The organism is Pseudomonadales bacterium (assembly GCA_041395945.1).
GTDB lineage: Bacteria > Pseudomonadota > Gammaproteobacteria > Pseudomonadales > Azotimanducaceae > SZUA-309.
The window spans coordinates 344,094-369,170 of record JAWKZN010000002.1 but is presented as its reverse complement, the minus strand read 5'-3'; the positions used below and the strand labels follow the sequence as shown (position 1 = coordinate 369,170).

The window sequence follows — 25,077 nt, the reverse complement described above, 5'->3', positions numbered from 1 at the left end:
CTGAAAAATCCGACTGCCGAATTTCGCTCCGCACGGTGCCGGGTTCGATTGCGCTGATGGTATGTCTGATCTCGAGTGTCGCAACCGGCGATTCGGTCCGGGACCTGCGCGCAGGGCGCGGTGATCCGACCCGGCCGGAGCGCTGGAGTGCAGTACAGCCCCAGGCAACCATGGAGTTGCCGACCTTGAGTTCGGTACTGCTCGGAAGCGGACGGAAGCTTGCAGTGCTCGATGGCCGGGTGATGGCGGAAGGTGAAATGCGCGCGGGCATGAAGCTGTGGAAGGTGGAATCGGATCGGGTGGTACTGACCCTCAATGACAGTGCTCCTGTGACTGTGCGTCTGGACAGGGCGAATGTGATCAAGGAAAACCGGTGAACGACTACATCATGAATCTACGACTGTTCGGCCTGGGCACTCTGCTGCTGCTGTCCGGATGCGCAACGATTGGTCCAACGGTTGCTCGGGACTCAGACAGCGCTGACAAGCAGATTGCCGCGATCGAAGAAGGTGTGGCGGTGAACGAGGGCCTGGCGGCGGAATCCCGGGCGGTTTCCCGGGCGATGCTCGATGCGCTGACTCCGGAGCCGGATGCCGAAGCGCTGGATGCGGATCCGCGCTTCGACCTGTCGGTGAACGGCATTCTGTCACAGGAGTTCTTCCGGGGGCTGGTGCGCGATACCCCTTACAACATGGTAGTGCATCCGGATGTGAATGGTCAGGTCAGCCTCGATCTGAAGGATGTGACCGTGGCGGAAGTCATGGAAATCATGCGCGACGTCTACAGCTATGACTACGAACGCAGCGGTAACCTCTACCGGGTTTATCCGAATGTGCTGCGCACCGAGGTGTTTCAGATCGACTATCTGAACGTGGAGCGCAAGGGCAGCTCGGAAATGCAGGTAAGTGCGGGGCGGGTATCGGATACCAGAGGGTCGGGGAGCATCGAGGAAGGCTACTCCGGACTTTCCGCCAGCGGCGTCTATGCCACCAGCACCAATCGTGGCGGCACCGTTGTAGGTACCAAGGTCAATACCGATGCGCAGACGAATTTCTGGGCGGAACTGCAGTCGACACTGCAGACCATCATTGCCGGTGACGAAGGCTCGTCGATCGTGGTGACGCCCCAGGTGGGGCTGGCCGTGGTCCGGGCCAAGCCGGATTCGCTGTATGCCGTGCGCTCCTATCTTTCCCAGGTGGAAAACACCCTGCACCGTCAGGTGATCATCGAAGCGAAGATTCTCGAAGTGACACTCAAGGAAGGCTTCGAGGCGGGCATCGACTGGAATAACTTCGGTAAGGAGTCCGGCGGCACTTTCTATCCGACGTCTACGGTTGATGCCAACGGCAACACTGTGGTGCGGCCCGGAAGCAGCAAGGATCTGGGCGCGGAACTGGTACCCGGAGCGGCTGAGTTCTTCAATCCCCTGGGCTCGGCCTTTACCTTCTATGCGAGTTTCTCCGACTTCGAGATCACGATCGATCTGCTCGAAACCCAGGGGTCTGTGCAGGTGCTTTCCAGTCCGCGGATATCGACCGTGAACAACCAGAAGGCGGTCATCAAGGTCGGCGAAGACGAGTTCTTCGTGACCGATATCTCGTCGAATACGATCACAGCGGGCAGTTCGATCAACACCAACGACTCGCCGGAACTGACCCCGTTTTTCTCCGGAATCGCGCTCGATGTCACGCCCCAGATCAGCGACCTGGGAGACGTGATCCTGCACATCCATCCGACGATCAGCGAAGTCAAAGAACAGCAGAAGAACATCGCCGGAAAGATCATTCCGCTGGCAATGAGCACCATTCGGGAGTCGGACAGCATCGTCCGGGCGAAGAACGGGCAGATTATCGTGATCGGTGGACTGATGCAGAACATAGCGTTTGACGACGGCGCCGGGGTGCCGTTTTTCAAAAATATCCCCGGTGTCGGAAATCTGTTCAAACAGAAAGCGATGAGCAGCACGAAGAGCGAACTGGTGATTCTGCTCAAGCCCATGATCGTGGATGAGAAAGTCCAGGTCGAAGCGCTCAACGACAGTCTGAAAAACCTCAAGACCCTTCGTTCCGTACTGAATTCGAATGGTTAGTTAAGGAGGCGGCATGAAAGGTGAACGAACAGCCGGCGCCCTGCAGTACCCGGCCTATCTTCTCGTGTGGAGCCTCGGGATCCTCTTCTTCACCGGCGGCTTCTATCGAGCCGATGCTGCCCTTGTGTCTGTACTTCCCATCGCATTTGAACCCCTGGCATCGGTGCCATCACTCGTTACCGACAGTGAATTCAGGGTCGATCTCGATGCCGCGCTGAGCGAGAGCGAAGTAATGGCCGGACGCTGGCAGCCCGGGCGTGAGTCGGTGGACAAGGCTGTGTCGCCTCCACTGTCAGAAGTCCGGAGGTCCTCCGCCCCAGTGGCCGGACATGCGGTGTCCGGAATCGCGACAGTAAAGAGTGCAGAACGCTCGAGTGACCGGGAAGTCAATGCACGGCCTGATGAGACATCGAGCGAGCGAGCGCCAGTGTCAGGGGCGGTGCCGGAAGCATCAATGGAGAAGCGAGCTGTCTCGAACTCTACCCCTCGTGTGAGCGAGGAAGTCGTTGCACTGCGGCGTGAAGCCCGCAAGGCGCTCAACGGCGGTGACAGTGGTCGGGCCTTCCGGGTGCTGATGCGGAACGTGCGGGTAGCCGGTAACGACAAAGAGTATCTGGCTCTGCTGGCAGTAGCTGCTCTGGAGCAGCGGCTGCCAAGGGAAGCGCTGCTGGTTTACGAGAAACTCATCAAGCTGGACCGGCTGGATTCGCGCTGGTGGATGGGGCTCGCGGTGTGCCAGGAACGTCTGGGCGCGGATGCCACCGCCATCTACGAAGAAGTGGTACGCCTCACCGAGGAAGGCAGTGATCTGCAGCGACTGGCCCTGGATCGACTCGATACAGCACCTGGTGTGACCTGATGTCGAGTGCCCGACACAAGGTTCGCATCGGTGATCTGCTCGTCAGCAAGGGCGAGATTACCGAGGCTCAGCTTCAGGAAGCACTCGCGGAGCAGAAGAAGTCGGGGCTGAAACTCGGCCGGATCCTGGTGGACCGGGACTTCGTCGAGGAAGACCGCTTCCTGATGTTTCTTTCCGAGCAGCTCGGAGCACCTTTTTACGACCTCAAGGCCTTCAACTTCGATCTGAAAGTGGTATCCCGGCTGCCGGAAACCTATGCGCGGCGATATCGGGCACTGGTACTCGAAGAGAAGGAGGGTGAACTGATCGTGGGCATGGTCGATCCCATGGACATATTCGCCTACGACGAGCTGTCACGACAGCTCGGTCAGCCGATCAGCGTGGCCGTGGTACGGGAGAGCGAGCTGCTGGCGATGCTCGACATGGCCTATCGCCGCACCAGCGACATCGTCAGTTTTGCCAGCGAACTCGAAGGTGAACTGTCCGCCGATCAGTTCACCTTGAGCTATGAAGCAGGCGAGGACGACGCCAGCACTCCGGTTGCCCGGCTGCTGCATTCGATCATGGAAGATGCGGTACAGATCCGCGCTTCCGATGTACACATCGAACCCGACGAAAGCGTGCTCAGAATCCGTCAGCGGGTCGACGGTGTGCTGCAGGAACAGACAGTGAAGGAAACCAGAATCGCATCGGCGCTGGTTTCCCGGCTGAAGCTGATGGCCGGTCTGGATATTTCTGAAAAGCGCCTGCCCCAGGATGGCCGCTTCGAGATCCGGGTCAAGGACCGCGGCATCGATGTCCGCCTGTCGACCATGCCGGTGAGTCACGGTGAATCCGTAGTTATGCGGCTGGCAGACCATTCGAGTGCAGCCGGACGTCTCGAGCAGCTGGGTATGTCCGACGCCATGCTGAAGCGATTCCGCTTTCTCATCACACGACCCAACGGCCTGGTGCTGGTGACCGGGCCGACCGGCAGTGGTAAGACGACCACGCTCTACGGCGCACTGAACGAACTCAACTCGCCGGAAAAAAAGATCATCACGGTGGAAGATCCCGTGGAATATCAGTTGCAGCGGATCAACCAGGTCCAGGTGAATCCGAAGATCGGCCTGACCTTCGCTGCCGTGCTGCGGGCGACCCTGCGCCAGGATCCGGACATTCTGCTGGTTGGCGAGATCCGCGACCGGGAAACAGCGGAGATCGCGCTGCGCGCGTCCATGACCGGGCACCTGGTGCTGTCCACGCTGCATACCAACGATGCCATCTCCAGCGCCACACGACTGCTTGATATCGGTGTCGAAGGCTATCTTGCGGCGAGTTCCCTGCGGGGGGTGATCGCACAGCGGCTGGTACGCCGGCTCTGTGAGCGATGCAATGAGCCCGCCGTGCTCGATGATCAGCAGTATGCCTGGCTGGATGCCATTGTCGGTGACGAGCGCGCGCATTCGCTGACATTCTTTCGAGGTCGGGGATGTAACCACTGCAATCAGACCGGCTATCGTGGACGCATCGGGGTGTTCGAGCTGCTGGAGCTCAATGAGGATCTCGCCAACGCTCTGCGAGCGGATGATGCAGTGGGCTTCGCTACCCGGGCCAGGCAGCAGCCCGGCTACAGACCGCTGGTGCTGAGTGCCCTCGACTACGCAATAGAAGGACACACGGCCATCAGCGAAGTGCTGGCGCTTTCGGGGCAGGTCGAAGATCTGCAGATCGAAGGTGCGCCCGGTTTCCGTGGCATGACGCAGGAGGCATCTATTCATCCGGGATCGATCCATCCGGGAGAGGCAGGTCCGCGGCACTAGCCGTGGGTTGACAGATGCCGAAATTCAATTTTACAGCGCGGGAGCCGGATGGTCAGACGGTTTCCGGTCATCGCGAGGCGCCCTCCGCCGGAGTACTCGCCCGGGAGTTGAGCGGTGCCGGCGCCATTCCGTTGTCTATTGTCGAGCAGGAAATCGTCGAGGATCACAGTGTCTCGAGCATTCCTCTCTTTGCACCGAAGGTGTCGATCGATGAGGTCATTCTGTTCAGCCGACAGATGCACAGCCTGACCAAGGCGGGTATCTCCATCGTGCGTGCAGCGAGAGGACTGTCCGAATCGCAGAAGAATCCCTACTTTTCGGAAGTACTTGCGGATATCGGCACCAACCTGGAGTCCGGCATCGACCTGGCAACAAGCTTCCGTCGTCACCCGCGGGTATTTTCAGAGCTCTATGCCAGCGTGATTCATGTCGGCGAGAACACCGGTCGACTCGATACGGCCTTTCGTCAGATCGCCCGCTATCTCGAGATTGAGCGGGAAACCAGAAAGCGCATCAAGGCCGCAACCCGGTACCCGTCCTTTGTGCTCGCAACGATCGCCATCGCAATTGTGATTCTGAATATCTTTGTGATCCCGGCCTTTGCACAGGTATTTGCCAAATTCAATGCCGAGCTGCCCTGGCAGACCCGGGCCATCATCGGGCTGTCGGATTTTTTTGTGGACTACTGGATGTTCCTGCTGGCGGGCGCTGCCGCTTCAGCTTATGCGGTGCTGCGCTATCTGCAGACACCGGAAGGTCGATTTCACTGGGACCGGATCAAGCTGCGTCTGCCGATTCTCGGCAGCATATTCGAAAGGATCAATCTGAGCCGGTTCTGCCAGACGTTCGCCATGGTGCTGCGCGCGGGTGTGCCCATCACCCAGGGCCTGTTTGTGGTCGCCAAAGCGATCGGCAATGAATACATGGCCGATCGGGTGACCGGCATGCGCCAGGGGATAGAGCGTGGCTCGAGTGTGTCCCAGACTGCCAGAGAGAGCGGCATGTTCACACCCGTGGTTCTGCAGATGATCGCGGTAGGCGAAGAGACCGGCTCCATGGATGAACTGCTGGAACAGGCGGCCAGTTTCTATGAAGAGGAAGTGGATTACGAACTGAAGTCACTTACCGACGCGGTGGAACCGATACTCATCATCGCGATCGGCATCATGGTGCTGATACTGGCACTGGGAGTCTTCCTGCCGCTGTGGGATCTGTCATCGGTCGCGACGAGGCGTTGAGGCTTTCCAGTATCGGTCGATCATCGCCGCGCAAGTTTCCAGATCTCTTCTACGCTTAAGTCAGAGTCGAGCCAGTCTTCGGGTATTCCCCGTGGGTACGCCTCTGACTGAGTCGCTATAGAACGCAAGGAGCTTTTCATGCAACGCATTTCAACCGGATTTACCATCGTGGAGCTGGTTGTGGTGATCATCCTTCTGGGGATCCTCGCCGCAACCGCGCTGCCGAGATTCATCGATGTGGACGACGACGCCCATGCTGCCGCTGTGCAGGGCGTAACCGGCGGTCTGCAGACGGGTGTTTCCCTGTTTCACGCGCAATGGATCGCCAATGGCGCACCCAGTGCGAACACCCGGGTCGCCGAGTACGGGAACCTGAGAACCAATGCTGCCGGCTATCCCTATGGTCAGGCGAACCGCAGTGCGGGGACCAGCAACGTCACGACGTCGGCCGACTGCATGGAGGTCTTCCGGGGCGTTCTGCAGGGCGGCCCTTCAATTTCCGCCGCAGCTACAGCAGCTGCTGTCATCGGCCGCACCACAGACTTCACAGCGGTACAGGTGGCCCCGAACTGCAACTACTACTACACGGCCCAGGGCAACAGGGCTGGAGACGTCATCCCGATGCTGGTTTACGACTCAACGACCGGTATCGTGACGGCGACTACCGCCACGCTGTAATGATTCCGCCGACTCGCGGGTGTGCCTGTGATGGAGGTTCCGGCAATCAATGATCTGCACCCCGGCACTGACCGGGGCGCGCCGGTATCCGCTGCAGGTGGATTCACCATCGTCGAGCTGGTCACGGTCATCATTCTGCTCGGGATTCTGAGCATGGTCGCCATGGCCAGGTTTGTTCAGCCCAGTGCCTTCGTGCCGGGTATCGTCGGCCAGAAGCTCGTCGCCGAGAGTCGGATCGCTCAGCAGCTGGCAGTGTCCCGGGCCGATGCCAGAGTCTCACTGCGGCTGGACCGGCAGGGTGGTGACTGGCGCATGCAGGTCAGCACCGACGTCGATGGCGTCCTTCGCACTGAGCTGGTGGATGCGGACAACTCCCGAATACAGGCAACCAGCGGCGGTGCGAGTGCTTTCATCACTGCGGCGACGGCCCTGTCTGTCGGCTACTCACAATCCGGTGATCTCAGTGCTGTGCTCATTGGCACAACGGTGGGTGATGCCACGTTGGGTGTCGATCTCCTCGTTGCCGGTGACAGCGACCGCCAGGTCTGTATCCACCCGTCCGGGTACTCGGCCAGTGCCGCCTGCATCTGATCTCAAAGCCATGGGCGGCTTCACGCTGGTGGAGCTGATCGTCACCATGATGCTGATCAGTGTGGCCGTACTCGGTATCAGCTATGCGCTGAGCTTTGCCTTCAGTCACCAGAGCGACGGGCTGTGGCAGGTGAAGAGTATCGCACTGGCACAGTCGTACATCGAAGAAATCAGTGCCCGTCGATTTGATGAGATGACTCCGGTGGGTGGGGTACCCCCCTGTTCCGCTTCGACCACGGCCTGCACAGCACCGGGTCCTGAAGGAGAGTCACGCGCACTGTTCGACGATGTCGATGACTATGACGGTCTGAATGAATCCCCGCCCCGGGATGCCCAGGGTAGTGCGCGCCCGGGATATGAAGGTTATCGGGTGCTGATCTCGGTCGAATACATGAATGCCGGACAGATCGGTGCGCTCAACCTCGATGATGCGACCGACGCCAAGCTCGTACTGGTTTCCGTGATTCCTCCCGGCGGGTCGACGATGAGCTTCCCCGTGCTGCGGACGAATTTCTGATGGGTGGGCGGGAACAGCAGGGATTCACGCTGGTCGAGCTGATCACTGTGATCATGGTGCTGGGCATTCTGTCCATCGGCACAGTACGTTTCATCACGGACTCCACTTCCGGTCTGGCCTCCACCATTTCCCGCTCCGAACTTGCCGGCGATACGCTGTTCGCTGTCGAACGGATCAGCCGGAGTCTGCGGGATGCGCTGCCCAATTCGGTACGGGTTGCGGGCTCCTGCATAGAGTTTGTGCCGGTTGTGGCGGCTTCCAGCTACCGTACGCTCCCGGTTGCGGCTGCGGCCAGCAGCTTCCTGGCGGTGCCGTTTGACCCGCTCCCGGTTCCTGCGGGGCTGCGTTCTGTGGTGTATCCGGGTGCGAGTCTGTACTCGATGAGTTCACCCGGAGTCATCAGCGGGCCGGTCAGCGTTTCGGCTGCGGATGCCAACAATGAAGTGACGGTGACCATGGCGGCGCCGCATCAGTTCAGCTTGGAGTCTCCGAGCGAACGGGTATTCCTCGTAGACGCGCCGATCAGCTACTGCGTGGATGGCGGACGCCTGTGGCGTTATCAGAACTATGGGTTTCTCCCCGCCCAGCCGGTGGCCGTCGATCTCCCCGCCGGCCGACCAGACCGCGCGCTGATCGCCGAGAGCGTGGCAAATCCTGCGCCCTTCACCATCGCTGTGGCCAGCCTCACCCGCAATGCGGTGGTGAAAATAGAAATGGAGTTCGTTCGCGGCACCGACAGCGTGCGAATCGATGACCTCGTGCAGGTGCGCAATGTACCTTAAGCAGACGGGTATCGGCCTGGTGTCAGCCATCTTCCTGATCGTGGTGGTGGGCCTGCTGGTGGTCGCCATCACGTCCATGGTGCGGACATCCGGAGATGAGTTTGCACAGAATGTGCTCAACTACCGGGCGTTCCTGGCTGCCGAGTCCGGATCCCAGCTCGGTCTGAACCGGATATTCGCACCTTCCGGCAGTGGCGTTTGTGCCGGCTGGACCTTCACCTTTGAGACCATCGGGCTGCGCGCGTGTCAGGCAGCGGTGCAGTGTCGAAGTGAAGTGGTCGACAGCGTGCCCTACTACACGGTGCAGAGCGATGGCCGTTGCGATCTGGGTGGCTATGTGGCTCAGCGCCGCGTACTGGTGAGGGCCAAACCATGAGCAGAACTCTGTGCCGTTGTCTGCTCGGCCTGCTGCTGGCGGGTCAGGTTCAGGCCTACGATCTCCTGGATCCGACGTATCCGGCCTTCATCACGCTGGCCGATCGACAACTGAACAACAGCACCTGGGCGGCGGCGAATCTGCTGGATGACAACGGCTCGACCCGCTGGCTTTCCGATCGGCGTGACAATGATCTGATTTTCGCCTTCAACCCGGCCATGGCAGCGCGCTGCTTCGGCGAGTTCAGACTGCAGAACTATGGTGGCAATCGATCGATCCGGGAGTTCATGCTGCTGCACACGATGGATGCATCGCTGAGTGCGGATACCGGCACGAACGGCTGGACGCCTATCGTTGCCGATCAGACCCCGAGCGGACTCGTCAATCATCTGCATTGGGGACAGGGTGGTCGGTTGACGGCCATCAATCGTGAACTCAACAGCACCAGCTGGGCGGCCGCGCATATCAACAACGGCAACCTCGGCGATTTCTGGTTGAGCGACCGTGGTAACAACACACTGGAATTCGCCTTCGATACTGACTGGAACGGCGCCACGGGGGATGCGATCAATGTGCGCGAGCTGGCTCTGCACAACTACGGTGGTACGCGTTCTATCGCGCGGTTTCAGGTCGAAGTGAGTCAGGACGGTACTACCTGGCAGCGCCTCGAAGTTCCGGGCAGTGGCGGTGGTCAGGCAGATTTCAATTTTGCGCTGACACACGAAGGTGGCGCGATCGACGTCATCAACAGGGAGCTCAATGCGACAAGCTGGGCGGCTGCAAACATTCATGATGGCACCAGCCAGAGTATCTGGCTCAGTGATCGCACCAACAACAATCTGGATTTTTCCTTCGACCCGGACGGCGACGGCACGACCGGATTAAATGGCGACGCGGACGACTATTTCACGCTGGAGCGCATTGCCATTGAAAACTATGGCGGCAGCCGTTCGGTACGTCACTTTCAGGTGCTGGTTCAGACGGCGATGGAGCCCGCCTGGAAAGCCATTCCGGTGCCGGGCAGTGTCCCGGGATCAGCGGATTTCAATTTTCTGCTGTCGCACCAGGGTGGCCGACTGGATGTGATCGACAGCCAGCTGAACGGCACGAGCTGGGCGGCGGCCAATGTTCATGATGGTTCCAGCCAGACCATCTGGCTCAGCAGCCAGGCCAACAACCGCCTCGATTTCGTTTTCGATACCGACGGTGACGGAAGCACGGGCGGCGCCGGGGATCGCTTCAGGTTCGAAAGTTTTGCGCTGGAAAACTATGGCAGCGCCAGATCGATCAGAGACTACCAGGTCGAAGTGATGACTGCGGCAGTGCCGGTGTGGACGAAACTGACTGTGCCCGGCAGCGGCTCCGGCGACCCGGGATTCAATTTCCTGTCAGTGCATGAGGGCGGTCGGCTGACCGCCATCAATCGCGAACTCAACAGCACCAGCTGGGCAGCAGCCAACATCCACGACGGCAGCCCCAACTCGATCTGGCTGAGTGATCGGCAGACCAATACTCTGGAATTCGCCTTCGACACCAGGCTGGATGGCACTACGGGTGATGGAGTGGACTTCGCCACCCTGCGCATGCAGAACTACGGCAGCAGCCGCTCGGTAGCAACCTTCGAGATCGATGTGCGCCGGGGTGGTGGAGTGTGGCAGGCAGTTACAGCACCAGGGGGCGGCACCGTGTTCAACGCTGCTCAGGACAGTGCGGTACAGAGCTGGTCTGTCGCGGTGCCAGGCAATGTTTCAGGCGTCCGGTTCCGTACGCTCAGCAACTACGGCGATACCTACACGGGCGTTCGCGAGCTGGAGGTGGTTGGAGATGCCCGGGGCCCGAGTCATACCTTCACCGCCGCCCAGAGCGCGGCAGAACAGATCGTCAACCTCCCACCGGCTGCGCAGCCGGTTCAGGTGACGGCTGTGCGGCTGCGAGCGATCAACAACTATGGCGACAGCAGTTACACCGGCGCACGCGAGTTCAAGGTGCTGGGTGCCAGCGTTACCCGCAGTACAACCTTCGAAGCCACACAGGGGTCGGCGGAGCAGGTGTTTGTCATCGATCCAGCCGATCGGCCGACCGGGGTAACGGCGGTTCGATTGCAGACCATCAGCAATTACGGCGACACCTATACGGGAATCCGGGAGCTGCGCCTGCTCGGCGCTTCCGTATCCCCGTCCCACACCTTCGAGGCAGCCGACTCGTCGGTACGGCAGACCTTCGTGCTCGATCCGGAAGATGTGGTCAGCGGTGTCGTGGCGGTCAGGGTGCGTACGCTCAACAATCACGGTGACAGCTCTTACATCGGTGCCCGCGAGTTCGAGGTACTGGGAGATCCTGTGGGACCGTCCTATCTGTTCTCCGCCGCTCAGGGGGTCGCATCCCAGAGCTGGAATTTCACGCCGGCTACTGCGCGTCTGTTCCGCCTGCACACGACCGACAATTTCGGTGACACCTACACGGGTGCTGCGGAAATCGGACTGGAAACCTCGCTGACCTGCGAAGCCCTGGCGGTGTGGCATCTGGATGAGACCAGCTGGGACAACGTCAATGACAGCTCGGGTAATGGCTACATGGGGGCGGCAGCGAATGGCCCGGTCACCAGTTTCGATGATCCGATCGTGCCGAATTCCCCCGGCACCTGCCGCTACGGTGTATTCGACGGGCAGGACGACTATCTGAGTTTTCCGACTCTGCCGGATCTCACCGGCAGTTTCACCATCGCCGCCTGGATACGCCCGAATCGATTAACCGGCGATCAGCGGATATTCGCCGATGATCGCAACAACAGCGGTGGTTACGCATTCAGTCTCGGAGATGGTGGTGCGGGTCGATTGAGATTCTTCTCGCGTCGGGTATCCCCGGTGAGCCTGGACAGTCCGCCGGTCATCACAGCCGGTGCCTGGCAGTTCGTAGCCGTCGTCCACGATGTGGTCAACAGAACCCGCAGCATCTATGTGGATGGCGGTACGACTCCGGTGGCCCAGGCGACCTATACAGGTTCCTGGGGAACGGATCCGGGTCCTGCGAGTGTCGGTGGAGAAGTCGACGGCACCTCCGAGGGGGTGCCGCGATGGCGCTTCGATGGTGAGATCGACGAAGTCACCATATTTCAGCGTCCCTTGAGCGGTGTCGAGCTCGCCGCCCTGCGGAACGAAACCCACATCTGTGCATCCTACGAAGATCCGAACCAGCCTGCATTCGCCTTCAACTGCGTAGCCCCCGGTGCCGACGCGATCAATGGCCGGCTGCCGACCCGACTGGTCGGCTCATCCTTCGTTTTCGACGTGGTGGCGCTGCAGGACAGCGACAATGACAATGTCGCCGACGCGATAGAACCCCGCTTTGCCGAGGTGGAAGATCGTGTTGTGAGTGTGGAGCTGGTGGATACCTCCGCCGCTGGATCCTGCCAGGCGCTGCCCGCACTGTCGCCACCGGCTTCCCAATCGGTCCTGTTTCAGGCTGCGGACGCCGGTCGCAAGTCCAGCGCTGGCTTCAGTCTTGCCCGCGCATACCCGTCTCTGGGCTGCAGGGTTACGGACAACAATGAAACCCCTGCCGTGGTCGGCTGTTCCACAGACAGGTTTTCGGTGCGACCCGCCGCCTTCACGCTGCAAACCCCTGCGCTGAACAATGCGGGGTCGTCGGGCGCTCCAGCTCACGAAGTCGAGGCTGCCTTTGAGCTTTCTGTGTCGTCCACACCCGGCTATGGCGGCACCCCGACCATTGCAGCCGATCCGCTCCAGGCGCATGCGGGAGCTGTCGCAGTCGGGACACTGGGCGGGGGATTCAGCGCTGCGGATATCGCTTCGGGTGTCGCGACCGGAAACGGTTTCAGTTACAGCGAAGTCGGCAGTTTCCGGTTTCTGCCGGAAGCCATACGCGATTCGACCTTTACCGCGGTCGATCAGTCGGGTGACTGTATCCCCGGCAGCGTAGCCAATGTGGCGGATGGAAGCGGTCTCATCGGGTGCGATTTTGCGAACCCTGTGGCTTCCCCCTGGGTGGGGCGATTCATTCCAGGCCGGTTCGAAGTGGTGGTGCCTGATCACGGTGCGCTCGACAATACCTGCAGCGGGTTCAGCTATGCCGGCACCGCCATAGGCTATGCGACGGATCCGGCGATCCTGATTTCCGCCAGAGCGGCCAGTGGCGCGATCACCCGCAACTACACCGGCGCTTACAACAAGCTTTCGGTGTCTGAAATCGTACTTTCCAGCCTGAGCGCCGATGCGGGCACGCCAGGTGCAGATGGTGTAACACCGGTCGGGATCAGTCATGTCATGGGCTCCGGCAATCTGACGGACAACTCAGATGGCACGCTGCTGCTGAACCTGAGTGGCGATACCTTCACCTACGCACGGGACCCGAACAGCCTGGTTGGCGAGTTCGTCAGCGATGTGTCCCGCGAGATCATGGCGGTTACCGATACCGAAGACGGCACAACGGCGATCGGCTTACCGCAGACGCTTTCACCTAGCGGTGTGCCGATCCGCTATGGCCGGGTGCGCATTGCCAATGCCTTCGGATCCGAGTTGCAGACCCTGCCGGTACCGATGCGTATCGAGTACTTTGCCGGCCCCACCACCCGTTTTCAGGACAACGCCGCAGACCTGTGTACCAGCATCAGCACGGTTGCGATCGCGGACGCCGACACCACAGACACCCTCCTGCCGGGGGACACCTGCATCTGGGATGCGGCCGGTGCCAGCGGCGCATTCGCCTGCAGCAGTGCGGGTGCGGCTGCGGATCAGTACCGCGCGATACCACTGGGCGGTGATTTCAATCTGAATCTGATGGCACCGGCCGGCGGTGCCGCCGGTGTCCTGATGCTCAGCGCGGATGTGCCGGACTGGCTTGAATTCGACTGGTCAGGCGCGGGCAACCAGGATCCTTCGGGTCTGGCCACCTTCGGACGTTTCAGGGGTCACGACCGCATCATATTCTGGCGCGAGTCGCCCTGATCTTCCCGGGTCGGCTTGTGATCCGCTGTGCAGGGTGAGCCGGCACCGGGCTTTACAGATCCGTCAGCTTCAGCTCTGTCATCTTCCGGGTGAGGGTATTGCGACCCCAGCCCAGCAGTTTTGCAGCATCCTGTTTTCTGCCTCCGGTCTGACGCAGAGCCACCCGGATCATGGTCTCCTCGAACTGGGGCATGGCGACGTCGAGCAGCGGTTTCGCAGGGTTTTCCGCAGCGGCCCGGGCAGCCCAGAGTTCCAGAGACTGCTGCCAGCCCACATGGATCGGGTGCTCCGGCGCGTTGTCGGATCTCAGTTCCGGTGGCAGGTCGCTGATGTGGATTTCCCGGCCTGAGGCCATCACCGTCAGCCAGCGGCAGGTGTTTTCCAGCTGGCGGACGTTTCCCGGCCAGGGCAGCGAACAGAGATATTCGCTGGTTTCCGGGCGCAGGATCTTGGGGTCCTCGTTGAGCTCCCGGGCGGCCAGCGTGAGGAAGTGTCGGGCGAGCACGGGGATATCTGCGCGGCGTTCCGAGAGTGTCGGCACATGCACACTGATCACGTTGAGGCGGTGAAACAGATCTTCTCTGAAGCCGCCCTCCCGTACCCGGATCTCCAGATCCTGGTGGGTGGCGGCAATGATGCGCACGTCGACCTTGATCGGGGAGTGTCCACCGACCCGGTAAAACTCTCCGTCGGCCAGTACGCGCAGCAGGCGTGTCTGTGTTTCCGCCGGCATGTCGCCGATCTCATCGAGAAACAGGGTGCCGCTGTTGGCCTGCTCGAATCTGCCGATACGGCGGTTGTTGGCGCCGGTGAAGGCGCCTTTCTCGTGACCGAACAGCTCGGACTCCACCAGCTCTCTCGGGATCGCGGCCATGTTGAGCGCCACGAAGGTACCGCTGGCACGTGGACTGTGACGGTGCAGTGCACGCGCGACCAGTTCCTTACCGGATCCGGACGCACCGCGGATGAGCACGGTGACGTTGGAATTGGCGAGGCGGCCGATCGCACGGAATACCTCCTGCATCGCCGGCGCACGACCGATGATCTCCTGAGTGGGTTCTGCGGCGGCGGGTTCGGGTGTGATGGGATGCGCCGCCTCGCTCGCGGCGATGGCGCGCTGCACGATAGCCAGCGCTTCGTCCACATCAAAGGGTTTCGGCAGGTACTCGAAGGCGCCGCTCTGATAGGCGCTGATGGCACTGTCGAGGTCTGAATGTGCGGTCATGATGATGACCGGCAGATCCGGATAGGCTTTGTGAATGTGACCGATGAAGTCCAGTCCGTCGGTCCCCGGCATGCGTATGTCGGTGATCACCGCGCTGGGTCTTTCGTCGTCCAGATGGTGCATGGCGCTGTCCGCGGAAGCGAATGCCTTGATGCTGAGTCCGGCCTGGGTCATGGCACGCTCGAGCACCCATCTTATTGAGCGGTCGTCGTCGACGACCCATACCGGGCTGGTCATGACTGGTTCTGCTCCGGTTTCACGACACCTCCTGGCTGTGCTTCCAGCGGAAGGAAAATGGAAAAACAGGTCCTGCCGGGATGGCTTTCGCATTCGATCGCCCCCCGGTGCTGACCGATGATGGATTGAGCGATCGCAAGTCCGAGTCCGGAACCGGCGGCGCGTCCACTGATCATCGGATAGAAGATTCTGTCGATGATGTCCGCACCGATGCCGGGTCCGTTGTCCATGATATCCACCTGTGCCGCGATCCTGTGTACGGTCGAAGAGATCGTGAAAGTGCGGACCACCCTGGTACGAATCGTAATGGTTGGCAGGCGGGTTCCGGCATCCTCGAGCGCCTGGCAGGCGTTGCGGGCGATATTGAGCACAGCCTGGATGATCTGGGATTCATCCCCGAAAACTTCCGGGAGGCTGGGGTCGTAGTCGCGCAGGAAATCGACTGCACCAGGCTTTTCCGCGTCGAGCAGGCGTATCACGTGCTCCAGTACCCGGTGAATGTTGAACCAGCTCAGTTGGGGCTGTTGTGAAGGCCCGAGCATGCGGTCGACCAGACGGGTCAGGCGGTCGGCCTCGTCAATGATGATGCTCGTGTACTCGGTGAGCTCAGAGTCGTCGAGCTCCCGTTCCAGCAGCTGGGCGGCACCGCGAAGACCGCCGAGTGGATTTTTGATTTCGTGGGCGAGGCCGCGGATCAGTTCCCGCGAGGTCCGCAGTGAATGCAGCGACTGGTCGTTCCGGTTGATGCGATGGAGGCGGTTCAGGGGCTGAAGTTCGGCCACCAGCTGGCCGGTTTCCGAGTCGAAAGTGATGGTGGTGTCCGCGACCACGTGCTGGCCACTGCGGGTTTCGAATTCTGCGGCGCGCTCTGTTACCGACTGCTCCGCTTCCGGCAGGACGCTGAGCCGCTCGATGATGGCCACACCGTCCTGGAACAGTTCACCCGCCGCTGTGCCGCGGGCGCGCGCGCAGCTGATCCCGAACAGACTTTCGGCGGCGGAGTTCAGATAGCGGATGCGCAGCCGGCGGTCCATGACCAGGATGGCCGTGCTCAGGGTATCGAGCAGATCCCCTGAGCTGACATCCATCTGTTCTGGTGCACGTGTCATGGCCGCGGTGTTCCTGTACCTGGCCGGGAATTTTCCCCGACTTCACTCCTTTACCCGGCAAGATCCGGTCCAACTGCGGTTGACTGCCATTGACAATAAAGTAAGCGATCACTTACTCAGGAGAGCATTCTCTTTGTGAGCCCGCTGGCAGACAGTGGCTATGGAGGCGCCGAAATGATGCACCAAATTGGTGCGACGGTACAGGATTGGCGGTGCAGCCCGTTCGGGACGGCTTATCCGGAGCGGGGTGCGGGCTTCGGCGGAGGCGGTGGTGGCTGAGCGTAGCGCATCAGGTGAAAGGTCGTGGCCGGGCTGCGGATGAGGACATTTCCGGACTGGTCAAGCACTTCCGTCACCACCGAATGGGTACCGCGATCCACATTCTGCAGAGCGAATGTGCCGCCTGCACTCTCACTTGCCACAGCACCGTCGAGGAGCAGACGCATGCGATGGCCCGGCCGGATTTCTGGTGTCAGCCGGGCCTGAATGCTGATATTGCCGGTGTTTTCGCGGATGGTTGCATCGTTGGATGGCGACACAATGACCAGGGAACCGTAACTGGAAGCCTCATTGGGATCGCCGGCCGCTGCATCTCCAGCACCTTCCACCACCCATTCCTGGCGTTCGCCGAGTGATTCCTCGACACCGAAGGAGTTGGTGCTCGGAAGTTCCACGGTCTCCGCCGGCTGATCGATTCTGGGCGCGATATCTGTAAAGACGACGTTGCCCTGTTCGTCCACGGTCCGATAGATCTTCGATTCCGCCAGGGCACCGCCCGCCAGCCCCAGCAGAGCTGCAACGCAGACCAGCGGCAGGATCAGGGTAAAACTATGGTTCTGCATGGGTTCCGCACTCCGTCTGTCCGACCCGGATACCGGTCTGACATCGACCAGTGCACCCGGAAAGCCGGTTCGCAACAGACATTGTGACAGCGAATGGGCAAAAAAAAGCCCCGATTCGCAAACGATTTGAGTCGATTCGTAAGCGTTTCGGGGATTTTGACCCTGTTAACGGGCACCGGAAGCGGATCCGGCGCCCGGCGCTGTTGCGCTCAGAGGCTGTAGTACATCTCAAACTCGGCCGGGTGGGTGGTCATGTTGAGGTATTCCACATCCCGACGCTTCAGAGTGATGTAGCTGTCGATCATGGCATCGCTGAATACGTCGCCCGCGCGCAGGAAATCGCGATCCTGGTCGAGGGCATCCAGCGCCTGCTCGAGGGAATGACAGACGGTGGGTACACCCTGCAGCTCTTCCGGCGGCAGGTCATAGAGATCCTTGTCGAAGGAATCGCCGGGGTGGATCTGGTTCTTGATACCGTCCAGGCCAGCCATCAGCAGTGCGGCAAAGGTCAGGTAGGGATTGCCGGTGCTGTCCGGGAAACGGACTTCGATCCGGTAGGCGCGCGGGTCGCCGCCCTGGATGTAGGGCACCCGGATCGACGCGGAGCGGTTACGGGCCGAGTAGGCGAGCAGCACGGGGGCTTCGAAGCCGGGCACCAGACGCTTGTAGGAGTTGGTGCTGCCATTGGAGAAGGCGTTGATTGCCCGGGCGTGCTTGATGACACCGCCGATGTAGAACAGCGCTGTTTCGGAAAGACCCGCATAGGCATCGCCAGCGAAGATGTTCTTTTTGCCCTTGGCGATCGACTGATGCACATGCATGCCGCTGCCGTTATCACCGACGATGGGCTTGGGCATGAAGGTGGCCGTTTTGCCATAGGCGTCCGCCACGTTGTGCACGCAGTATTTGTAGATCTGGACCTCGTCCGCCTTCTTCACCAGGGTGTTGAAGCGCACGCCGATCTCATTCTGTCCGGCTGTGGCGACTTCGTGGTGATGCACTTCCACACTCAGACCCATGGCGGTCATGGCGTTGCACATTGCGCTGCGCAGATCCGCGTGTGAATCCACGGGTGGAACCGGGAAGTAGCCGCCCTTGATGGTGGGGCGGTGGCCGAGGTTGCCACCTTCGAATTCGGAATGGGATTCCCAGGCAGCCTCTTCTGCGCTGATCGCGTAGGAGGCCCCGCTCATCGCGACTTTCCAGCGGACGTCGTCGAACACGAAGAACTCGTTTTCCGGGCCGAAATAGGCGGTATCACCGATGCCCGTGGAAGCCAGATAGGCTTCTGCGCGCTTGGCGATGGAGCGCGGATCCCGGTCGTAGGGCTGCATGGTGCTGGGCTCGACGATGTCGCAGCGCAGGATGAGGGTGTTGTCGTCGCGGAAAGGGTCCATCACCGGGGTGTCGTCATCCGGCATGAGAATCATGTCGGATTCGTTGATGGTCTTCCAACCGGAGATCGACGAACCGTCGAACATGAAGCCGTCGCTCATCGCGTCGGCATCCACACGTTCGGCAGGTACCGTCGTGTGCTGCTCTTTCCCTTTCGGATCGGTGAATCGCAGATCGACCCACTTCACGTCGTGGTCTTTGATCATTTTCAGTGTATTTGCAGCCATTTCCTGGTCCAGCTCCTTCGCATCGGATGTGTGAGTAGTTGTTTTTAAGTGGAGACCCGAAAAGTCTCGAACGGTCGATTGCGCGCGTGATTTGCGTGCGCGTGCCCCTTGAATCGGGTGGGTGCACCTTCACCCTGCGTCTCCACACTGGCTATGGGAGAACGCAATAAATGTGCCACGGGGATTTTGAGAGGTTCCGTGGATGTCTCGGTTAGTACCCGCTCGCTTGCGCCCTTTTCTGGTGCAATTGCGGGCTCCAACCCCCACCTTGCGCTGATTTCGCACCAAAACGGTGCAAATCAGTCAAGGACGTCATCCGATGGGATCACAGGCGTCCGCGCACTGTGCTGGTGCACTAGCGAACGACACGGATCTGGAACCTGTAGGTCCTCGCTCCCCCGGCGGTATCTTCCTCGGCCTGTGTTTTTTCCAGCTTGTGGCCGTGGACCCGGCACCAGGCAGGAATATCCTGCAGTGTGCCTGCATCGGTCGCTATGACCTCCAGCAGGGCACCGGGCGCCAGGTTGCGAATTCTATCCTGTGTCCGGATGACGGGCAGCGGGCACAGTAACCCTCTCGTATCCAATGTTTCAAGCACCGATGTGCCAGTCCGGCTCGATGGCCTCCGGGGCGGCAGGCGTGACCTGGAGGTCACTGCAGACCCCTTCGGGCGTGCGAACCTGCACCGTAACTGCGGCTTCCTCGCGGCCCTGGCCATAGCGCGCCAGGATCTCTGCGGCCTGCATGAGATCGGCAGAACCGGGCGTGCCGTCCACCAGGCACAGTGGTCCGTTGTGACTGGTGCTCTGCAGCGACACGAAGCGGTTTCTGTAGCCCTCCAGATAACGGTTTTCTCCATCTTCCCTGCCGATGATGAGCTTGAAGTGCGGCGCTGGCCGCAGGTGGCGGCCTACTTTCAGCAGCATCACATCGTCGAGTTCGTACTCCCGGCTGCCCCGGGCGCGCCACAGGTCGGTGAGTTTTGAGGAATAGCTGGCGTCAGTGAGGAAGCAGCAGCCGCCCGCCGGCTGGGACCAGTCGGTGAACCCGAGGCTTTCCGCCAGCTCGATCTGGGGTTTGCGGCTGCGGCCGTTGAAAGCGAACAGGGCTTCCCGATCCACCCAGCCCTCGCGTTCGGGCAGGGTTTCCGGCAGGAGTTTTGCACACAGCGGCCTCAACAGGAGGTCCTCGGCGCCGGACTCCCTGGCGATGAGGGGCATAGTCTGCTTGCGCTGACTCTTCGGCCTCTGACCGACCACCTCACCGGTGATGATGAAGTCGAAATCGTGGCTGTCCAGGTATCCGTCGATGCCGGTCAGGCACAGCTCGACGGCCTTTTTCACCATAAACACCTTGCAGTCGAGACAGGGGTTCAGATTGGCGCCATAGCCGTGTTTAGGGTTGAGGAGAACGTCCTTATAGGGCTCGATCACGTCGATGATGTGCAGCTTGATACCCAGCTGCTCCGCTACCCACAGGGCGTTGTTGCGTCTGGGGGTAGCGCGCTGCTTTTCCCGTATGGCGTGGGTGTGACCTTCCACACAGAAGCCGGTGAAGAAGTTCACCCCTTCCACGTGGATGCCCTGATCCATGATCACCCGGGCAGCCAGCATTGAATCCAGGCCTCCGGAAATCAACGCGACAGCCTTGTGCTGTTTGGGCATAATTGCGCACCATTTTTTCCGGCCGGGCAGTCTAGAGAACCGCCGAGCAACAATCCAGGAAGCCTTCGATCGCAGATGACCACCGATCGACAGCTTCCTCCCGCTCAAAGCTTCTCATGTAGCGCCCTCCTTTGATAAGGCAATTCGCCAGAGGTTTCCCTCGTGTCCCACACTGAGCTTCGCAATGTCGCCATCATTGCGCACGTCGACCATGGCAAGACTACCCTCGTAGATCGTCTGCTCCAGCAGACCGGCGGTCTGTCTGCGGCCAATGCGAAAGTAGAGCGGGTGATGGACAGCAACGATCTCGAACGTGAGCGCGGGATCACCATTCTTGCCAAAAACACCGCCATCGAATATCGCGGCTACCGGGTCAACGTCGTCGACACCCCGGGTCATGCGGACTTCGGCGGAGAAGTCGAGCGTATCCTGTCCATGGTGGATTCGGTGCTGCTGCTGGTGGACGCAGTGGAAGGTCCCATGCCCCAGACCCGCTTTGTCACCCAGAAAGCCTTTGCGGCAGGACTCAACCCCATTCTTGTGGTGAACAAGGTCGATCGCCCGGGTGCGGAGCCCTATCGGGTGATCGATGAGGTCTTCGATCTGTTCGACAATCTCGGTGCCAACGACACCCAGCTCGATTTTCCGATCATCTACGCCTCGGCTCTGCTCGGCAAAGCGGGTATGGAACCGGATGCCCTGGCAGAGGATATGACCCCGCTGCTCGACCTCATCATCGATAGAGTGCCGCCGCCCGCCGTGGATGAGGCAGGTCCGCTGCAGATGCAGATCAGCTCGCTCGGCTACTCGAGCTATGTGGGTGTGATGGGCATAGGCAGGATCAAGCGGGGTACGGTGAAGCGCAATATGCCGGTTGTGGTGGTGGACCGGGACGGCAAACCCCGTAAATCCCGGGTCCAGACCATACTCGGCTATCGCGGTCTGGATCGAATCGAACTCGAAACCGCGGGTGCCGGTGACATCGTGTGTGTCACCGGTGTGGACGGTATCAGTATTTCCGACACCCTCTGCGCGCCTGAAAAGATTGAACCACTGCGCCGACTGACCGTGGATGAGCCGACCCTGACGATGATGTTCTGTGTGAACACCTCACCTTTTGCCGGTAAGGAAGGCACCTTTCTCACCAGCAGGCAGTTGCGCGAACGACTGCTGCGGGAAGCATCACACAACGTTGCCCTGAATGTTAAAGAGACCGAAGACCCGGATCGCTTCGAAGTTTCCGGTCGCGGCGAGCTGCATCTGTCCGTACTGATCGAAACCATGCGCAGGGAAGGTTATGAGCTGGCGGTGACCCGGCCCCAGGTGATCACCAGGGAGATCGACGGTGAAATTCTCGAGCCCTATGAACTGGTGACCGCGGATGTGGAAGAGGCGCACCAGGGCCGCATCATGGAAAGCCTCGGCGAGCGACGCGGGGAACTGGAAGACGTGCTCCCGGACGGTCGTGGCCGGGTGCGACTGCGTTTCCGTATTCCGACCCGCGGACTGATGGGATACCGGCCGGTGTTCCTGTCACTCACCTCGGGTACCGGAATCCTCACTTTCGGCAGCGCCGGTTACGGTGCACGCTGTGATGCGGAGGTCGGCCAGCGCAGCAACGGCGTGCTGGTGTCCATGGCGGAGGGCAAGGCGGTCGCCTATGCGCTGTTCAATCTGCAGAATCGCGGCCGGCTCATGGTCGGTCCGAATGATCTGATCTACGAAGGCATGGTGGTCGGCATACACAGCCGGGACAACGACCTGCCGGTGAATCCCCTGAAAGAAAAGAAGCTCACCAACGTCCGCGCCTCCGGCAGCGATGAGAACATCCTGCTCACGTCGCCGCTGCGGCTGACACTGGAGCAGGCGCTGGAATTCATAGACGACGACGAACTCGTGGAAGTCACTCCGGAGACCATCCGCATCCGTAAGTTCCTGCTGCGCGAAAACGACCGCCGCCGGGCTGAGTCCGGACGCATGGCGAGCTGACGGCCAATATTCGATGCGGGTCGTGCTGCAGAGAGTCAGCGGGGCGAGTGTCAGCGTGGAGGGCGAGACGATCGCTCAGATCGGCACCGGGCTGGTGGTGCTGGCCGGTATTTTCCCCGGTGACGGTGCGCCACAGATCGACTGGCTTGCAGACAGGATTGTCGGCCTGCGGATATTCCCGGATACGGCCGCCGTACAGGACTCGGCTGCTGCCGGGTCCAGTGCCGCCGGCGGTACCGGCAAAACGATGAACCGCAGTGTCATGGACGTGCAGGGATCCCTGCTGGTGGTCTCCCAGTTCACCCTGGCGGCGGATCTCAGTCGCGGCAGGCGCCCCGGCTTCTCTACCGCAGCGCCTCCGGAAGTGGCCGAGCCGCTGTTTGCTGCGTTCGTTGACGCGCTGATCACGCGCTGGCCGGATGTTCAGACAGGCAGGTTCGGGGCCGACATGCAGGTATCGCTGGTCAACGATGGACCGGTGACCTTTCTGCTCGAGCGCTGAGCAGTGCGGGCCGCAGGCAATTGCGGACTGCCGCGCGTTACATCACTTCTTTACGGTTGCGCTCCACGAATCCGGCGAAGAAAACGCCTACCTCGAACAGTATCCACATCGGAATCGCCAGCAGCAGCTGTGAGATCACATCCGGTGGCGTGAGCAGCATGCCGACGACAAAGCAGCCGACAATAACATAGGGCCGCTTGGCCGCCATGCTCTGCGCGCTGAGGATGCCGGTAAGAGACAGGAGCATCACAGCGACCGGTATCTCGAAAGCGAAACCGAAGGCGAAGAACATTTTCAGCACGAAATCCAGGTAGCGGTTGATGTCGGTCATCATGGTCACGCCAGTTGGCGTGATCCCTGCCAGAAACTGGAAGATCAGCGGAAACACGATGAAATACGCGAAGGCAACGCCGACATAGAAGAGCACGATGCTGGAGAGCAGCAGCGGCATCGCGAAACGCTTTTCATGCAGGTACAGGCCCGGTGACACGAACCCCCACATCTGATGCAGCAGGTAAGGCATGGCGACGAAGATCGCTGCGAATATCGCGAGCTTGAAAGGGGTCAGAAAGGGGGATGCGACTTCCGTGGCGATCATGCTCGAATCGATCGGCAGGTGCGCCATCAGCGGCGCGGCAACGAAGGAATACAGGTCGTTCGCGAAGTAGTAGATGGGAAAAAACAGCACCAGCATCACCATGAGGGTGCGCAGGATGCGGGAGCGCAGCTCGATCACATGATCGAGGAATGGCTGCTCGCGGCTGTCCACCAGTTCATCGTGAGCGGACTTCGTCTCGCTGGGGGTCTCTTCCCGCGATGTAGTTTTCGGCAGTCCTGAATCAGCCACGATTGACTTTGCTGCTGTCGCCGGGAGGTTGGATGGAATTCCCGCTGCCGGGGCCTGTGGCGTTGACTTGCTCGTCGGATACCGGGGTCTCCGCTGGCGGCAAGGCAGCGTCCGTATCCGCTTCCGCCGCGTCCTGATGCGCGGTATCGCTGCCTGACCGGGCTGGCGGTTTGCGGGCTGCGTCGATGGATGAACCGACACTGTCCAGGGAAGTGCCTATACTCTTCTTGGCACTGGTCGCGGTACTGCGGACTTCCGACTCGATCCGCTTCATTTCATCCATGATGGCTTCGTTGTGAAGCTGGCGCTTCACCTCGTCCATGCCGATCTCTTTTTCGATTTCAGCCTTTACCGCGGTGAAACTGCGGCGCATACGGCCGAACCACAGGCCCAGAGTGCGCAGTGCTTCAGGCAGCCGCTCGGGTCCGATCACCAGCAGGCCGACGATGGCGACCAGTACCAGTTCCGGAAAACCGATATCAAACATTGCTGTTCTGTTTGCTCCGGGTTTCGGAAGTTGATTCGCTTGCCTTGCCTTCGATCACACTGGGATCCTTATCCGGCGCAGCGGCGCTTTCATCGTCGGTTACGGCCTTTCTGAATCCCTTGATCGCATTGCCGAGGTCCGAGCCGATGTTTTTCAGGCGCTTCGGGCCGAAAACCAGCAGCACGATGGCCAGGATGACCAGCAGTTCAGTAAGTCCAAATCCTCCAAACATGGGATATCTCCGTGAGTTACCGGACCATTATAGGCGTTTGCCGGTGATGGAAGTGTGCGTTCATTCCGAAGGTGCGCCGGACCCTGGCCGGGCGCGCTTTTCATCGTGGCCGGAAACCCCGATTCTGGCTTCCAGAGCTTCGAGTACCTGGGCCGGGGAGGCATTCCGGCTCACCAGCAGAACCATGGTGTGAAACCAGAGGTCTGCCACTTCGTGGATCAGATCCGAATTGTCCCCGCTGCGCTGCGCATCCTTCGCGGCGATGAGCGTTTCCGTACATTCCTCGGCAACCTTCTCAAGAATCTTGTTCAGTCCCTGGTGATAAAGCGAGGCCACATAGGAGTCTTCCGGCGCGGCATTGCGGCGTTCGATGAGGGTGGCGGTGAGTTTGTCGAGAGTGTCCATGTAGCGCCTTTGGGTGAGGG

General features: G+C 60.5%; 23 protein-coding genes. 13 read left to right on the top strand and 10 right to left on the bottom strand.

Translation table 11 applies throughout. The annotated features are described in order from the left end of the window. Positions 1–56: 56 nt before the first annotated feature. The 11 genes from R3E82_18380 to R3E82_18330 all read left to right on the top strand — a co-directional run bounded on the left by R3E82_18380 (position 57) and on the right by R3E82_18330 (position 13,896). The gene (locus R3E82_18380; GenBank protein MEZ5552856.1) at positions 57–377 is read left to right on the top strand and encodes a hypothetical protein; all 321 of its coding nucleotides are present in this window, start codon (positions 57–59) and stop codon (positions 375–377) included. Next, positions 374–2,089, top strand: a complete 1,716-nt coding sequence (mshL, locus tag R3E82_18375; GenBank protein ID MEZ5552855.1) for a pilus (MSHA type) biogenesis protein MshL — start codon at positions 374–376, stop codon at positions 2,087–2,089. The genes R3E82_18380 and mshL overlap by 4 nt, the downstream gene beginning before the upstream one ends. A gap of 13 nt (positions 2,090–2,102) precedes the next feature. Next, the gene (locus tag R3E82_18370; GenBank protein MEZ5552854.1) at positions 2,103–2,948 is read left to right on the top strand and encodes a hypothetical protein; all 846 of its coding nucleotides are present in this window, start codon (positions 2,103–2,105) and stop codon (positions 2,946–2,948) included. Further along, the gene (locus R3E82_18365) at positions 2,948–4,750 is read left to right on the top strand and encodes a GspE/PulE family protein (GenBank protein MEZ5552853.1); all 1,803 of its coding nucleotides are present in this window, start codon (positions 2,948–2,950) and stop codon (positions 4,748–4,750) included. The genes R3E82_18370 and R3E82_18365 overlap by 1 nt, the downstream gene beginning before the upstream one ends. A 14-nt stretch (positions 4,751–4,764) precedes the next feature. Beyond that, positions 4,765–5,988 (top strand): type II secretion system F family protein, encoded by a 1,224-nt coding sequence (locus R3E82_18360; protein MEZ5552852.1) that lies wholly within the window; start codon positions 4,765–4,767, stop codon positions 5,986–5,988. Between the two features lie 138 nt (positions 5,989–6,126). Next, positions 6,127–6,666, top strand: a complete 540-nt coding sequence (locus tag R3E82_18355) for a type II secretion system protein (protein MEZ5552851.1) — start codon at positions 6,127–6,129, stop codon at positions 6,664–6,666. Positions 6,667–6,696: 30 nt separating this feature from the next. Further along, complete coding sequence (locus R3E82_18350; protein MEZ5552850.1) at positions 6,697–7,257, top strand: hypothetical protein; 561 nt, start codon at positions 6,697–6,699, stop codon at positions 7,255–7,257. Further along, a complete protein-coding gene (locus tag R3E82_18345; protein MEZ5552849.1) occupies positions 7,241–7,774 on the top strand; it encodes a prepilin-type N-terminal cleavage/methylation domain-containing protein in 534 nt (177 codons plus the stop codon). The genes R3E82_18350 and R3E82_18345 overlap by 17 nt, the downstream gene beginning before the upstream one ends. After that, the gene (locus R3E82_18340) at positions 7,774–8,556 is read left to right on the top strand and encodes a type II secretion system protein (protein ID MEZ5552848.1); all 783 of its coding nucleotides are present in this window, start codon (positions 7,774–7,776) and stop codon (positions 8,554–8,556) included. Before R3E82_18345 ends, R3E82_18340 begins: the two co-directional genes overlap by 1 nt. Then, positions 8,546–8,932 carry a hypothetical protein gene (locus R3E82_18335; GenBank protein MEZ5552847.1) on the top strand — a complete coding sequence of 129 codons (387 nt, stop codon included), beginning with the start codon at positions 8,546–8,548 and terminating at the stop codon, positions 8,930–8,932. Before R3E82_18340 ends, R3E82_18335 begins: the two co-directional genes overlap by 11 nt. Further along, positions 8,929–13,896: a LamG domain-containing protein gene (locus R3E82_18330; protein ID MEZ5552846.1), complete on the top strand. Its 4,968-nt coding sequence runs from the start codon at positions 8,929–8,931 to the stop codon at positions 13,894–13,896. The genes R3E82_18335 and R3E82_18330 overlap by 4 nt, the downstream gene beginning before the upstream one ends. Before the next feature lie 52 nt (positions 13,897–13,948). On the opposite strand, the gene ntrC is transcribed toward R3E82_18330, so the two are convergent. From ntrC to R3E82_18300, 6 genes are all read right to left on the bottom strand, one after another. After that, a complete protein-coding gene (gene ntrC, locus R3E82_18325; protein ID MEZ5552845.1) occupies positions 13,949–15,358 on the bottom strand; it encodes a nitrogen regulation protein NR(I) in 1,410 nt (469 codons plus the stop codon). Further along, entirely contained in the window at positions 15,355–16,467 is a 1,113-nt protein-coding gene (glnL, locus tag R3E82_18320; protein ID MEZ5552844.1) for a nitrogen regulation protein NR(II), read from the bottom strand. The genes ntrC and glnL overlap by 4 nt, the downstream gene beginning before the upstream one ends. Before the next feature lie 233 nt (positions 16,468–16,700). Then, positions 16,701–17,309 carry a DUF4124 domain-containing protein gene (locus tag R3E82_18315; GenBank protein MEZ5552843.1) on the bottom strand — a complete coding sequence of 203 codons (609 nt, stop codon included), beginning with the start codon at positions 17,307–17,309 and terminating at the stop codon, positions 16,701–16,703. A gap of 209 nt (positions 17,310–17,518) precedes the next feature. Further along, the gene (glnA, locus tag R3E82_18310; GenBank protein ID MEZ5552842.1) at positions 17,519–18,931 is read right to left on the bottom strand and encodes a type I glutamate--ammonia ligase; all 1,413 of its coding nucleotides are present in this window, start codon (positions 18,929–18,931) and stop codon (positions 17,519–17,521) included. Between the two features lie 355 nt (positions 18,932–19,286). After that, on the bottom strand, positions 19,287–19,529 hold the full coding sequence (locus tag R3E82_18305) for a sulfurtransferase TusA family protein (protein ID MEZ5552841.1): 243 nt from the start codon (positions 19,527–19,529) through the stop codon (positions 19,287–19,289). Continuing rightward, the gene (locus R3E82_18300; protein MEZ5552840.1) at positions 19,522–20,595 is read right to left on the bottom strand and encodes a hypothetical protein; all 1,074 of its coding nucleotides are present in this window, start codon (positions 20,593–20,595) and stop codon (positions 19,522–19,524) included. The genes R3E82_18305 and R3E82_18300 overlap by 8 nt, the downstream gene beginning before the upstream one ends. 162 nt (positions 20,596–20,757) lie before the next feature. Between R3E82_18300 and typA the strand changes: the two genes are divergently transcribed. Continuing rightward, positions 20,758–22,584, top strand: a complete 1,827-nt coding sequence (gene typA, locus R3E82_18295; GenBank protein ID MEZ5552839.1) for a translational GTPase TypA — start codon at positions 20,758–20,760, stop codon at positions 22,582–22,584. A gap of 13 nt (positions 22,585–22,597) precedes the next feature. After that, positions 22,598–23,086 carry a D-aminoacyl-tRNA deacylase gene (gene dtd / locus R3E82_18290; GenBank protein MEZ5552838.1) on the top strand — a complete coding sequence of 163 codons (489 nt, stop codon included), beginning with the start codon at positions 22,598–22,600 and terminating at the stop codon, positions 23,084–23,086. A 37-nt stretch (positions 23,087–23,123) separates the two neighbouring features. Here dtd and tatC read toward each other — a convergent pair whose 3' ends face one another. Genes tatC through R3E82_18270 form a run of 4 tightly spaced genes read right to left on the bottom strand, consistent with a single transcriptional unit; the run spans position 23,124 to position 25,057 of the window. Next, positions 23,124–23,933 (bottom strand): twin-arginine translocase subunit TatC, encoded by an 810-nt coding sequence (gene tatC / locus R3E82_18285; protein MEZ5552837.1) that lies wholly within the window; start codon positions 23,931–23,933, stop codon positions 23,124–23,126. Next, complete coding sequence (gene tatB / locus R3E82_18280) at positions 23,926–24,420, bottom strand: Sec-independent protein translocase protein TatB (GenBank protein MEZ5552836.1); 495 nt, start codon at positions 24,418–24,420, stop codon at positions 23,926–23,928. The genes tatC and tatB overlap by 8 nt, the downstream gene beginning before the upstream one ends. Next, complete coding sequence (gene tatA, locus R3E82_18275; protein MEZ5552835.1) at positions 24,413–24,652, bottom strand: twin-arginine translocase TatA/TatE family subunit; 240 nt, start codon at positions 24,650–24,652, stop codon at positions 24,413–24,415. Before tatA ends, tatB begins: the two co-directional genes overlap by 8 nt. 60 nt (positions 24,653–24,712) lie before the next feature. Next, positions 24,713–25,057: a phosphoribosyl-ATP diphosphatase gene (locus tag R3E82_18270; GenBank protein ID MEZ5552834.1), complete on the bottom strand. Its 345-nt coding sequence runs from the start codon at positions 25,055–25,057 to the stop codon at positions 24,713–24,715. Positions 25,058–25,077: the final 20 nt, after the last annotated feature.

Excerpts from the sequence above, each read along its gene's own strand:
- R3E82_18370 (MEZ5552854.1), top strand. The coding sequence starts at position 2,103 with ATGAAAGGTGAACGAACAGCCGGCGCCCTGCAGTACCCGGCCTATCTT.
- R3E82_18335 (MEZ5552847.1), top strand. The coding sequence starts at position 8,546 with ATGTACCTTAAGCAGACGGGTATCGGCCTGGTGTCAGCCATCTTCCTG.
- glnA (MEZ5552842.1), bottom strand. The coding sequence starts at position 18,931 with ATGGCTGCAAATACACTGAAAATGATCAAAGACCACGACGTGAAGTGG.
- R3E82_18355 (MEZ5552851.1), top strand. The coding sequence starts at position 6,127 with ATGCAACGCATTTCAACCGGATTTACCATCGTGGAGCTGGTTGTGGTG.
- tatA (MEZ5552835.1), bottom strand. The coding sequence starts at position 24,652 with ATGTTTGGAGGATTTGGACTTACTGAACTGCTGGTCATCCTGGCCATC.
- R3E82_18300 (MEZ5552840.1), bottom strand. The coding sequence starts at position 20,595 with ATGCCCAAACAGCACAAGGCTGTCGCGTTGATTTCCGGAGGCCTGGAT.
- R3E82_18350 (MEZ5552850.1), top strand. The coding sequence starts at position 6,697 with ATGGAGGTTCCGGCAATCAATGATCTGCACCCCGGCACTGACCGGGGC.
- R3E82_18330 (MEZ5552846.1), top strand. The coding sequence starts at position 8,929 with ATGAGCAGAACTCTGTGCCGTTGTCTGCTCGGCCTGCTGCTGGCGGGT.
- R3E82_18340 (MEZ5552848.1), top strand. The coding sequence starts at position 7,774 with ATGGGTGGGCGGGAACAGCAGGGATTCACGCTGGTCGAGCTGATCACT.
- tatB (MEZ5552836.1), bottom strand. The coding sequence starts at position 24,420 with ATGTTTGATATCGGTTTTCCGGAACTGGTACTGGTCGCCATCGTCGGC.
- R3E82_18380 (MEZ5552856.1), top strand. The coding sequence starts at position 57 with ATGGTATGTCTGATCTCGAGTGTCGCAACCGGCGATTCGGTCCGGGAC.
- dtd (MEZ5552838.1), top strand. The coding sequence starts at position 22,598 with ATGCGGGTCGTGCTGCAGAGAGTCAGCGGGGCGAGTGTCAGCGTGGAG.
- R3E82_18315 (MEZ5552843.1), bottom strand. The coding sequence starts at position 17,309 with ATGCAGAACCATAGTTTTACCCTGATCCTGCCGCTGGTCTGCGTTGCA.
- glnL (MEZ5552844.1), bottom strand. The coding sequence starts at position 16,467 with ATGACACGTGCACCAGAACAGATGGATGTCAGCTCAGGGGATCTGCTC.
- R3E82_18365 (MEZ5552853.1), top strand. The coding sequence starts at position 2,948 with ATGTCGAGTGCCCGACACAAGGTTCGCATCGGTGATCTGCTCGTCAGC.
- R3E82_18270 (MEZ5552834.1), bottom strand. The coding sequence starts at position 25,057 with ATGGACACTCTCGACAAACTCACCGCCACCCTCATCGAACGCCGCAAT.
- R3E82_18360 (MEZ5552852.1), top strand. The coding sequence starts at position 4,765 with ATGCCGAAATTCAATTTTACAGCGCGGGAGCCGGATGGTCAGACGGTT.
- ntrC (MEZ5552845.1), bottom strand. The coding sequence starts at position 15,358 with ATGACCAGCCCGGTATGGGTCGTCGACGACGACCGCTCAATAAGATGG.